At 61.9% G+C, this 11,217-nt stretch carries 12 protein-coding genes and 1 pseudogene; 5 read left to right on the top strand and 8 right to left on the bottom strand.

Annotated features, from left to right (window positions below; all coding sequences use genetic code 11):
• The 4 genes and pseudogenes from EN749_RS04135 to EN749_RS04120 all read left to right on the top strand — a co-directional run.
• Window positions 1-318, top strand: a pseudogene (locus EN749_RS04135) (urea ABC transporter permease subunit UrtC); the annotation flags it as partial.
• Between the two features lie 6 nt (window positions 319-324).
• Window positions 325-1,071, top strand: a complete 747-nt coding sequence (gene urtD / locus EN749_RS04130; protein ID WP_127271299.1) for an urea ABC transporter ATP-binding protein UrtD — start codon at window positions 325-327, stop codon at window positions 1,069-1,071.
• A gap of 69 nt (window positions 1,072-1,140) precedes the next feature.
• Window positions 1,141-1,836, top strand: a complete 696-nt coding sequence (gene urtE / locus EN749_RS04125; RefSeq protein ID WP_023813006.1) for an urea ABC transporter ATP-binding subunit UrtE — start codon at window positions 1,141-1,143, stop codon at window positions 1,834-1,836.
• Window positions 1,837-2,107: 271 nt separating this feature from the next.
• Window positions 2,108-2,284, top strand: coding sequence for a hypothetical protein (locus EN749_RS04120; RefSeq protein ID WP_081738697.1), 177 nt, complete (start codon window positions 2,108-2,110; stop codon window positions 2,282-2,284).
• Window positions 2,285-2,333: 49 nt separating this feature from the next.
• Here EN749_RS04120 and EN749_RS04115 read toward each other — a convergent pair whose 3' ends face one another.
• The 8 genes from EN749_RS04115 to EN749_RS04080 all read right to left on the bottom strand — a co-directional run bounded on the left by EN749_RS04115 (window position 2,334) and on the right by EN749_RS04080 (window position 10,398).
• On the bottom strand, window positions 2,334-3,485 hold the full coding sequence (locus EN749_RS04115; RefSeq protein WP_127270118.1) for a GGDEF domain-containing protein: 1,152 nt from the start codon (window positions 3,483-3,485) through the stop codon (window positions 2,334-2,336).
• Window positions 3,486-3,600: 115 nt separating this feature from the next.
• The gene (locus EN749_RS04110) at window positions 3,601-4,422 is read right to left on the bottom strand and encodes a DUF72 domain-containing protein (RefSeq protein WP_127810498.1); all 822 of its coding nucleotides are present in this window, start codon (window positions 4,420-4,422) and stop codon (window positions 3,601-3,603) included.
• A gap of 23 nt (window positions 4,423-4,445) precedes the next feature.
• Window positions 4,446-4,916, bottom strand: a complete 471-nt coding sequence (locus EN749_RS04105; protein WP_127810497.1) for a GNAT family N-acetyltransferase — start codon at window positions 4,914-4,916, stop codon at window positions 4,446-4,448.
• Between the two features lie 29 nt (window positions 4,917-4,945).
• The gene (gene uvrA, locus EN749_RS04100) at window positions 4,946-7,867 is read right to left on the bottom strand and encodes an excinuclease ABC subunit UvrA (RefSeq protein ID WP_127271296.1); all 2,922 of its coding nucleotides are present in this window, start codon (window positions 7,865-7,867) and stop codon (window positions 4,946-4,948) included.
• 709 nt (window positions 7,868-8,576) lie between these two features.
• The gene (locus EN749_RS04095; protein ID WP_128362604.1) at window positions 8,577-8,873 is read right to left on the bottom strand and encodes a hypothetical protein; all 297 of its coding nucleotides are present in this window, start codon (window positions 8,871-8,873) and stop codon (window positions 8,577-8,579) included.
• 92 nt (window positions 8,874-8,965) lie between these two features.
• A complete protein-coding gene (locus tag EN749_RS04090) occupies window positions 8,966-9,571 on the bottom strand; it encodes an ATP-dependent Clp protease proteolytic subunit (RefSeq protein WP_127295901.1) in 606 nt (201 codons plus the stop codon).
• A 24-nt stretch (window positions 9,572-9,595) separates the two neighbouring features.
• On the bottom strand, window positions 9,596-10,087 hold the full coding sequence (locus EN749_RS04085) for an SRPBCC domain-containing protein (RefSeq protein ID WP_128362603.1): 492 nt from the start codon (window positions 10,085-10,087) through the stop codon (window positions 9,596-9,598).
• Window positions 10,084-10,398: a metalloregulator ArsR/SmtB family transcription factor gene (locus EN749_RS04080; protein ID WP_013531836.1), complete on the bottom strand. Its 315-nt coding sequence runs from the start codon at window positions 10,396-10,398 to the stop codon at window positions 10,084-10,086. Before EN749_RS04080 ends, EN749_RS04085 begins: the two co-directional genes overlap by 4 nt.
• 227 nt (window positions 10,399-10,625) lie before the next feature.
• Here EN749_RS04080 and EN749_RS04075 point away from each other — a divergent pair, with 227 nt between their 5' ends.
• On the top strand, window positions 10,626-11,147 hold the full coding sequence (locus EN749_RS04075) for a single-stranded DNA-binding protein (RefSeq protein WP_127270744.1): 522 nt from the start codon (window positions 10,626-10,628) through the stop codon (window positions 11,145-11,147).
• Window positions 11,148-11,217: the final 70 nt, after the last annotated feature.

The following is an 11,217-nucleotide window of genomic DNA, read 5'->3' as shown; positions in this document are numbered from 1 at the left end:
CGCGGCACCATCGTCGGGCCGATCATCGGTGCGCTGCTGGTCAATGCCGGCAAATCCTGGTTCACCGGCGTGCTACCGGAGTTCTGGCTGTTTGCACTGGGCGGGCTGTTCGTCGCCGTCACGCTTTTGCTGCCCAAAGGCATCATCGGCATGTGGGACAGTTGGCGCGGCAACGCCAGGGCGTTGCGAGCAGCTTCGATTGCCGAGGAAGCCGGCAGCGACCCCGACGTTCCGACGCCGGCTAAAATCGTTCGCAGCGAGGCGAGCAAGCCCGGCAACTGGTCCGCCAGCAACCCCGAACCGCAGCCGGCGGAGTGAGCGACCATGTCAAAGTCGAACACGATCCTTTATCTCGACGGCGTCTCGGTCTCCTTCGACGGCTTTCGCGCCATCAACAATCTGTCGCTGGTGCTCGACAAGGGTGAGATGCGCGCCATCATCGGCCCCAACGGCGCCGGCAAGACGACGATGATGGACATCGTCACCGGCAAGACGCGGCCCGACGAAGGCGACGTGTTCTTCGACGGCCAGGTCGATCTGACCAAGCATGACGAGGCCGAAATCGCCATGATGGGCATCGGCCGCAAGTTTCAGAAGCCGACCGTGTTCGAAAGCCACACGATCGAGGAAAACCTGATGTTGGCGCTGAAGGGACCGCGCTCGATCTTCCCGGCGCTGTTCCATCGCCGCTCGACCGCCGAGACGCGGCAGATCGATGACATCCTCGGCATCATCCGGCTTGGCGACAAGCGTGACGAACTGGCGGCCAATCTGAGCCATGGACAAAAGCAGTGGCTCGAGATCGGCATGCTCCTGGCACAGGACCCGAAACTGCTTCTGGTCGACGAACCGGTCGCCGGCATGACCGATGCCGAGACCGAGGAAACCGCTCGTCTGCTCAAGGACATCGCCCGCGACCATTCGGTCATCGTCGTCGAGCATGACATGCATTTCGTGCGCGAGCTCGGCGTCAAGGTCACCTGCCTGCATGAGGGCTCGGTGCTCTCGGAAGGCACACTCGATTTCGTGTCGGCCGACGAGCGTGTCGTCGAAGTCTATCTGGGGAGATGAGCATGGTCTGGCGGGTGCAGTTCCATCATTTCGATCTGTCGTTTCTGCGGTTCTGGAAAAGGCGCTGACATGCTCGAAGTTTCCAATGCCACGCTGCACTACGGCGCCGCCCAGGCACTGCGCGGCGTGTCGCTGAAGGCGGGCGCCGGCAAGATCACCTGCGTGCTCGGCCGCAACGGCGTCGGCAAGACCAGTTTGATGAGATCGATCGTCGGCCACCACCGGCTGACGAGCGGAAGCGTTGCCTTCGAGGGGAAGGCGCTCGACCGGAGCGCGGCGTATGACCGCGCCCGGTCGGGCATCGCATTCGTACCGCAGGGCAGGGAGGTCTTTCCGCTGCTCACCGTGCGGGAGAACCTGGAATCAGGCTTTGCGCCGCTGAAACGGGCCGACCGCAACATTCCGGCGCATGTCTTCGAATTGTTCCCGGTGCTGAAGCAGATGCTCGGCCGCCGCGGCGGTGATCTTTCCGGGGGCCAGCAGCAGCAGCTCGCCATCGGACGGGCGCTGGTGATGCGGCCGAAACTGCTGGTGCTCGACGAGCCGACCGAGGGCATCCAGCCGTCGATCATCAAGGACATCGGCCGCGCCATCCGCTACCTGCGTGACCAGGCCGGCATCGCCGTGCTTCTGGTCGAACAATATCTCGATTTCTGTCGCGAGTTGGCCGACGAAGTCAACATCATGGACCGTGGCGTGATCGTCCATACCGGTCCGGCGGAAGATCTGGACCGTGCTGATGTCAGGAAGTTCCTGACGGTCTAGAATCGCCAACGCACTTCAGTTGACGATCCGAAGTCCTTGGCAAGTCCAGTATTTCTCCGGCCCTGCACCAGCGTCTCTGGTGCATCGGCAACTGCGTGCTAGTCTTTTCCTAGGCTTTTGTGAGTCGGCCGCTTCCGTACCAGTCTGGTTTATCGCAGATCGAGGAGCACGGCCAATGCCGGGCAAGTTTCACGCAAGCAAGGCTGCCTAGCTTCCCTCCTGCGATCTCTGTCGTTCAAACGCGTTTGGGCACACAGGCTAAGGGACAGCCATGGAACGTTACGTCGAGGATTACCAGAAGCGGCGGCTTATCGAACGTGTCGATATCATCGCTGCCATCAACATCTTGAGATCACAGGGCTGCGATTACGACGATCTGATCGAGGAGATCACCAAGGTCTTCTATGTCGATCTCGATACCTTCAATGAGATTGTCATGGCGGCCTAGGAGCTGCATTCGTCTCGCCACGATCAGAGGCCGGTGTTGACACACGCGATCAGCCTGCGCGCTTGAACGGAGAAGCGGTGACGCGGTTGCGGCCGGCGCGCTTGGCGTCATAGAGCGCCTTGTCGGCGGCATTGAGCACCTTGTCGAAGCCGAGGCCTTCCTTGGTGCCGAAAGCAAATCCGGCACTGACCGTGCATATCAGCGAGCCTGTCTCGGTTTCGATGTGGTGCGCGGCGAAAGCTGCCCGGATGGCCTCGGCGGTGGCCTCCACCGTTTCGGGCAAGGTCCGCTTCAGCACCAGCGCGAATTCCTCGCCGCCCATGCGCGCGGCGACATCACCCGGGCGAAGATTGCTGGCGAGTTCCCGTGCAAATACCTTCAGCACCTCATCGCCGGCGGCGTGGCCGAATTCGTCGTTGATGGCCTTGAAGTTGTCGAGGTCGAAGACGACCACCGCCGTGAAGGCACCGACCGGCGCATCGCCGTGCAGGTCGAATAGGGCGCGGCGGTTGAGCAGGCCGGTCAGCGGGTCGGTCAGGGCATTGTGGCGGTGATGCCGGGCCAGACGCCCTTGGTTCAGGGCCAGGGAAAGCGCTCCGATGCCGGTCATGCTGGCGATAACGATGATGAGGCTCAGTTCCTCGGCCCAGTTGCTTGGCGCATGTCCAAGGACCAGCTTTCCCTCCCAGGCCAAAACCATGGCGCAGAGAGCAAAGGATGCGGCCGTGGCCGAATAGAGCGCGGTGATACCGGTTGTCAGGGCAGGGGCTTCGTCGCGGCCTTTCCAGTATTCGACCGCCGTTGCGAACAGAAGCAAGGCGGCGAAGGCATTTTCGAACATGAAGCCCAGCCCGTCATAGCCTAGAGCCATGGGAGGCAATGTCACGGCCAGCGAAATGGCGCTGCCAAACGCCGTTCGCGGCACTGGCGAGCCGCCGGTTCTGAACTGGTAGGCCGCGCCCAGCATTGTCGAGAAACCGAGCAGGAGGAAAGCCAGCGTGGCGATGCCCAGCAGGCGCCCGGGCATATCGATATAGGCGTCATAGAAAAAAATATCGCCGACCACGAACACCAGGCTGACCGCCCATGTCAGCAGGAACTTTTCCGAGCGAGCGGTCAGCCACATGCCAAACAAGGTCAGGCTCAGGCAGGCAGCGGAAAAACCGACAGCCAGCAGAAGTGAAGTGTAGTCGAGCGACATGCCCCTCGTCCTTGCCTGCGGCGGCCCAGATTTGCGACTGGTTCAGCTGGATTCATGCAGCAAGGAGGTATCGATAAGGTTACGACGATGGCGAAGATGCCATGATTCCGCAGCGTCAGGGCACCGGCAGACCCTGGTCAACCCGCTTCATCAGTGCCATGGCGCCGAACGGCGCTCGCACCTTGCCCTCCGTGATGAAGTAGACGAACACGTCGCGCGGCTTGACCGGCGCATCGGTGGCGGGGTCGGCGCGCCGCAGGTCGGCGGGCTGCTTGCCTTGCGCCCAGATCTTTACCCGCGCGGCCCATTCATCGAGGCCTTTCGGCGTGTAGCAGTCGGGATTGTCATCGCTACCGGTCTGCAGCCGGGCGTAGACGAAATCGCCGGTGACGTCGGCGATATCAGGATATTTGGCATGGTCGGCGTAGACGATCGCGGCCTTGTATTTTCGGGCAAGTGCTGCGAATTCCGGCACGACAAAACTGTCGTTGCGGGCCTCGACCGCGTGGCGCAGCGCAACGCCGTCCTGCTTTTCCGGCAGCAGTTTCAAAAAGGCTTCGAAATCGTCCGGATCGAATTTCTTGGTCGGCGCGAACTGCCACAGGATCGGCCCGAGCTTTTCCCCGAGTGCGGCAACGCCCGAGCCGAGGAAGCGCGTCATCGATTCGCCGGCCTCGCCCAGCACGCGCCGGTTGGTGACGAAGCGGTTGCCCTTTAGCGAGTACACGAAACCGTCCGGCGCCTCGTTGGCCCATTTGACGAAGGTCGGTTCCTTGAAGCTGGAATAGTAAGTGCCGTTGACCTCGATGCTCGACACCTGGCGAGTGGCGTAGTTCAGCTGCTTGGCCTTGGAAAGCTTGTCGGGATAGAAGGACGTATCCCAGGGCTCGAAGGTCCAGCCGCCCATGCCGGCGCGGATTGTTCCCGATGTGCTCATCTCATCCTCCCAAGTTCAGAAAATCAGGCCGCTGTGCTCTCGTGGGCCGATTTTGCCATGTCGACCAGCACCCATCCCGGCCGGTAGGGATTGGGCCGGCGACCCGTTTCGTGGAAACCATAGGCCAGATAGAGCGCGATGTTCCGCTCCATCCTGGCGTTGGTGTAAAGCCGGACCTCGGGCAGGCCCCAGAGACGGGTCAGCTCATCCGCGTGTTTCAGCAGCGCAATGCCGAAGCCCTTGCCCTGAAAGTCAGGAGAGACCGCGACGGAAAAGATCATCGCGTGGTCGTCATGCCGTTCCAGCGTGATCAGCCCGGCAAGTCCGCCGCCACTTTCCAACCCCCACACCTCGCCGCCTTCAATGCGCGGCGCATAGTCCTCGGTGACTGGGATCGGCGGTGCGCCTAACAGTGCAGTGTAAGGCGCATAGGCCGCTTCCGTCAGCGAGACGACGGTTTGGAGATCACCGGCAAGCGCTCTTCTGATTTTCATTCAAAAGCTCCAGGCGCCAACCGGTCCGATCACTCCGCCGCTTCGCGCTTGCCTCCGGGGCGCCGCTCCAGCAGTTCCTTGAGGAACTGGCCGGTGTAGCTGCGCTTTTCGCGCACGATGGCTTCCGGCGTGCCGGAGGCAACCAGTTCGCCGCCGCCGTCGCCGCCTTCGGGGCCGAGGTCGAGCACCCAGTCGGCGGTCTTGATCACTTCGAGATTGTGCTCGATGACCACCACCGTGTTACCCTGGTCGACCAGTTCATGCAGCACTTCCAACAGCTTGGCGACGTCGTGGAAATGCAGGCCGGTGGTCGGCTCGTCGAGGATGTAGAGCGTCTTGCCGGTTGCCTTGCGCGACAGTTCCTTGGCGAGCTTAATGCGCTGCGCCTCGCCGCCGGACAGCGTCGTCGCCTGCTGGCCGATATGGATGTAGCCGAGGCCGACCTGCTTCAGCGTATCGAGCTTGTCGCGCACGCCGGGCACGGCGGCGAAGAAGTCGACGCCTTCCTCGACTGTCATGTCGAGCACGTCGGCGATCGACTTGCCCTTGAACACGACGTCGAGCGTCTCTCTGTTATAGCGTTTGCCGTGGCAGACGTCGCAGGTGACGTAGACGTCGGGCAAGAAGTGCATCTCGATCTTGATGACGCCGTCGCCCTGGCAGGCCTCGCAACGGCCGCCCTTGACGTTGAACGAAAAACGTCCGGGCTGATAGCCGCGCGCCTTGGCTTCCGGCAGGCCCGCGAACCAATCGCGGATCGGTGTGAAAGCGCCTGTATAGGTGGCGGGATTCGAACGCGGGGTCCTGCCAATGGGCGACTGGTCGATGTCGATGACCTTGTCGAGGAATTCGAGGCCCTCGATGCGGTCGTGGTCGGCCGGGTGCTCGCGCGAGCCCATGATGCGGCGCGAGGCAGCCTTGAACAGGGTTTCGATCAGGAAGGTCGACTTGCCGCCGCCCGACACGCCGGTGACGGCGGTGAAGGTGCCGAGCGGGATTTCGGCGGTGACGTTCTTCAGATTGTTGCCGCGCGCGCCGACGATCTTCAGGCGGCGGTTCTTCTTCGCTTCACGCCGCACGCCGGGCGTCGCCACTTCGAGCGCGCCGGACAGATATTTGCCGGTGATCGAATTGGGATTGGCCATTACCTGCTGCGGCGTGCCCTGGGCGATGATCTCGCCGCCATGGATGCCGGCGGCCGGACCCATGTCGACGACATAGTCGGCATGCAGGATGGCGTCCTCGTCATGCTCGACGACGATCACCGTGTTGCCGATATCGCGCAGGTGCTTCAGCGTATCGAGGAGGCGGGCATTGTCGCGCTGATGCAGGCCGATCGACGGTTCGTCCAGCACATAGAGCACGCCGGTGAGACCGGAGCCGATCTGCGATGCCAGCCGGATGCGCTGGCTCTCGCCGCCCGACAGCGTGCCGGAATTGCGCGACAGCGTCAGATAGTCGAGCCCGACATCGTTGAGGAAGCGCAGCCGCTCGCGGATTTCCTTCAAGACGCGCACCGCGATCTCGTTCTGCTTGTCGTTGAGCGACGCCGGCAGGTCAGTGAACCACTGGTCGGCCTTGCGAATGGAAAGCTCGGTGACTTCGCCGATGTGCCTGCCGGCGATTTTCACCGCCAGCGACTCGGGCTTCAGCCGATAACCCTTGCAGGCCGGGCAGGGCGTGGCCGACATGAAGCGCTCGATCTCTTCACGCATCCAGGCGGATTCGGTCTCTTTCCAGCGCCGCTCGAGATTGGGAATGACGCCTTCAAAGGTCTTGGTGGTCTTGTAGGAGCGCAGGCCGTCATCATACTGGAAGGTGATTTCGCGCTCACCCGTGCCGTGCAGGATAGCTTCCTTGGCCTCTTCGGACAAATCCTTGAACTTGTCGCCAAGCTTGAAGCCATAGGCCTTGCCCAGCGCTTCCAGCGTTTGAGCGTAATAGGGGGAAGTCGATTTCGCCCACGGGCTGACGGCGCCGTCCCGCAGCGAGATGTTCTCGTCCGGAACGATCAGATTGCCGTCGATGGCACGCTGGCTGCCGAGACCGTCGCAGGTCGGGCAGGCGCCGAACGGGTTGTTGAACGAGAACAGCCGCGGTTCGATTTCCGGAATGGTGAAGCCGGAGACCGGGCAAGCGAACTTTTCCGAGAACAGGATGCGCTCATGCGTCTCGTTCTTCGACTTGTTGACCGAATCCTCGCCGGTCTGGCTGGCATCGAGCGGCTTGTCGGCGAATTCGGCGACCGCCAGCCCATCGGCCAGCTTCAGCGCCGTTTCGATGGAATCGGCGAGCCGCGTCGCCAGATCGCCGCGCACGACGATGCGGTCGACGACGACGTCGAGGTCATGCTTGTACTTCTTGTCCAGCGCCGGCACGTCGGCGATCTCATAGAAGACGCCGTCGACCTTGACGCGTTGAAAGCCCTTCTTCTGCAGCTCCAAGAGTTCCTTGCGGTACTCGCCTTTGCGGCCGCGCACCATCGGCGCCAGGATGAACAGGCGCGTGCCTTCCTCGATCGCCAGCACGCGGTCGACCATCTGCGAAACCGTCTGGCTCTCGATCGGCAGGCCGGTGGCTGGCGAATAGGGGATGCCGACGCGCGCAAAAAGCAGCCGCATATAGTCGTAGATCTCGGTGACGGTGCCGACCGTTGAACGCGGGTTCTTCGAGGTGGTCTTCTGCTCGATGGAAATGGCGGGCGACAGGCCGTCGATCTGGTCGACGTCAGGCTTCTGCATCATCTCAAGGAATTGCCGCGCGTAGGCCGACAGGCTTTCGACGTAGCGGCGCTGGCCCTCGGCATAGATCGTGTCGAAGGCAAGCGATGACTTGCCGGATCCCGACAGGCCGGTCATGACAATCAGGCTGTCACGCGGCAAGTCGAGATCGACATTCTTCAGATTGTGTTCGCGCGCCCCGCGAATGGAAAGATATTTATGGTCGGCCATAGCCGGTCGCCGCCTCAGAATCTGGAATTTCCTGGAATGGCGGGTTTTCCCGGCCATCCCCTATGTAGGTAGTTTTGCCGCCACGTCGAGATACGCCACAATTCCCGACGAGAGCGTTTAAGCGTCTTTCGCGTGAACGGGCAAGCGGAAAGAACAAAGGCCGAACACGCTCCTGACAAAGCTGTGCAAAAACTGACTTGCACGTAACCTCCCGGCGATCACATTTTTCGGTAACCGGCTATTGATGGTTGACGCCACCAGCTGACGGGAGCAGTCTCCAGCAGTCAACGAAGACGGCCGTCTTTCGATGGCCTCGCCGCCCAAAGGCGGCCTGCGAGACGCCGCAGGCATTTGCGATTTGTGCTTCGAATTGACAACAATCGCAACGGACAGAGGAGCGGAGCTATGACGCCACCGGATCGTCCCCTAGGGTTCCAGTTGTCACTGGAGCCTAGGCAGGCATAAGTGCCAGGGTTCAGCGTTTTCGCCAGCCGGCAAACCGTGACCTGCCGTCTCTCGTAAAAATCAGAGACTGCTAGTCGGATCGTCGGCTGAATGCCGCGGTGCATCCGAAATCAAACGCCGGCAGTACACTCCCGGCAAAATTGGATTTGAGATCCAAAAAGGCCCCGTCCGTTTGCCCAAGGCACGGCGGGGCCGTTTTTATTTGGGACTGTCTTGTGGGCGACAGGCGCAGCGCGACGCGCTGTCAGTGGCGCGGCGGCCCGATCGAGCCGGCGCCGACATCGACAGTGATGCTGCCGGAAATCCTGACATCGGTATCGCCGATCTTGAATGTACCGTTCTCGCCGGCTGGCAGCGCATCGTCCGGCTCGGGAGCCGGCTTGGCGATGCGGTAGTCGCCGGTTACGCCGGGAAGGGCGCTTTTTTGCGTCGACGACGAACTGTCGTCGGCAAGTGCCGCGCCGCTGATGAGGGCCGCAATGGCGAGCGCTGCAACGGCGATGACGCGGTGCAATGATCTGGACTGATGAGTGTCGGTCATCCCAGGACTATAGTGGCGCGCCGCCGATGGAACCAGACCGGCATCGTCAAATCTTCGACAACCTGCCGGACGGTCTCCGATCCGGCCCTGGCTTACGCCGCTTTCTTTCGCGTGTCGAAAACGTGGTCGACGATGCCCCAGGCCTGGGCCTCGCGGGCGGTCATGAAGTGGTCGCGGTCGAGCGTGCGTTCCACCTCTTCATAGCTGCGGCCGCAATGCTGCGCGTAAAGTTCGGCCATGTGCCGTTTCGTCCGGCCGATGCGCTCTGCATGGCGCTGGATGTCGGATGCCTGGCCCTGGAACCCACCCAGCGGCTGATGCAGCAGGATAGTGGCATTCGGCAGGGAAATCCGGCGCCCCGGTGTGCCTGCCATCAGCAGGAACGAGCCCATCGAGGCGGCAAAGCCCATGCATACGGTGGACACCGGGCAGCTGATATATTGCATCGTATCGTAGATGGCGAAGCCGCTGGTCACCACGCCGCCCGGCGAGTTGATGTAGAGCGAGATCTCCTTGTCGGGATTGTCCGATTCCAGCGACAAAAGCTGCGCGCAGACCAGCGCCGAGATGTCGTCGTTGATCTCGCCGTTGATGAAGATGATGCGCTCGCGCAGCAGCCGCGAAAAGATGTCGAAGGCACGTTCGCCGCGGCTCGATTGCTCGATGACCATCGGCACCAGACTGGCAACACCGCTCATTGTCTCTCTCCGTCCGTTTTGTTTTCAGGCCGCGCGAAGCAGGAGGCGAGGCGTGTTTGCGGCGATTGGCTTAGATGACCTGTTCGCACCGAGCGAAACCCGGCAGCCGGCGCCTGCCATGGCGACGGCAGGCATGGTCTTGCGGGCTAAGCCGTCATGGACGATGCGCAGATGCGTGCCGCCGGAAACGGTTCGGGCAAGTGTGAAGGTGACGGTACTGTCGAGCGGCCCCTGCCTGGCGGCGTCGCCCGGCTGCTCCCGCCAGGAATAGCGCAGCACCTTCCCGGGTTCGGCGTCGAGGATTTCGCATTCGATCGGCGTGTCCGGTCCGGCGAAGGCAAAACGGTTGCCGATCTCGGGGCTGATGTCGTTCGGCATCATCCAGGCGGCCAGCAATTCCGGTATGGTCAGGGCCCGCCAGACCTTTTCCGGCGGCTCGGCAAGCTCGTACTCGAACTCAAGCGCATCCGCGGCGTCGCCTTGGCCGTCGTTGGCCGCTAATCCCGCCTTCTTCATTGATCCATGTCCTTCAAAACCGCCTTCAGCCTTTCGATGCGCTCCGGCCAGAATGTCCGGTAGCGTTCGATCCAGGAGAGCAAGGGGGCGAGCCCCTGCGGATCGGCGCGGTAATAGGCGTTGCGGCCGGCTCGCCGCTCGACCACCAGCCCGGCGCCACGCAGCACCGCCAGATGCTGCGACACCGCGGGCTGCGACACCGTCATCCCGGTGCGCAATTCCGACACGCTCATCTCGCCGGCGGCCAGCCGCTCAAAGACGGCGCGGCGCGTCGGGTCGGCCAGTGCGCGAAAAATCTCTGCTTCGATCATGCCAAAAGCATAAGTGCATACTTATCGATTTGGCAAGCGATGTTTTCGGGCCCATATGATCGGCTTCGGCGTTGCTGCCATTCCTTGACAATAAGCAGCGATGCGGATAAGAACGAAAAGGGAACAAAAAACCTTGTGGGTAAAGGCAGCCATGGCAAGCGGCGATCGCCCGCAGCCTGTAAGGTGCTGCGACAAAAATTTGTTTCGGATGAGCGCGGAGAAATATCATGGCGGGTAGCGTCAACAAGGTCATTCTGGTCGGCAATCTCGGCGCGGATCCCGAAATCCGTCGCCTGAATTCGGGTGAGCCGGTCGTCAACATCCGCATCGCCACATCGGAAAGCTGGCGCGACAAGAATTCCGGCGAACGCAAGGAAAAAACCGAGTGGCACAACGTCGTCATCTTCAATGAGGGCATCGCCAAGGTGGCGGAGCAGTATCTGAAGAAGGGCATGAAGGTCTATGTCGAGGGCCAGTTGCAGACGCGCAAATGGCAGGACCAGACCGGTGCCGACAAGTACACGACGGAAGTCGTGCTGCAGAAATTCCGCGGGGAGCTGCAGATGCTCGACGCACGCGGACAGGGCGAGGGCGGTCAGGTCGGCGGCTATACCGGTGGCGGCAGCAGCCGTGGTTCCGATTTCGGCCAGTCCAGCCCGAGCGAAGGCTTCAATCGCGGTGGCGGCGGTGCCAAGAGCGGCGGCGGCGGTGGTTCGTCGCGCGAATTGGATGACGAAATCCCGTTCTGATCGCAACAGTTATGTCGGACACAGTGCCCCGAGAGTCGTTCATGGACTTTCGGGGTTTTGCATCGTGATT

Source organism: Mesorhizobium sp. M7A.F.Ca.ET.027.02.1.1 (genome assembly GCF_004022985.1).
GTDB lineage: Bacteria > Pseudomonadota > Alphaproteobacteria > Rhizobiales > Rhizobiaceae > Mesorhizobium.
Note: the sequence above shows the minus strand (reverse complement) of the source record. Positions and strands in the feature narration are given on the sequence as shown.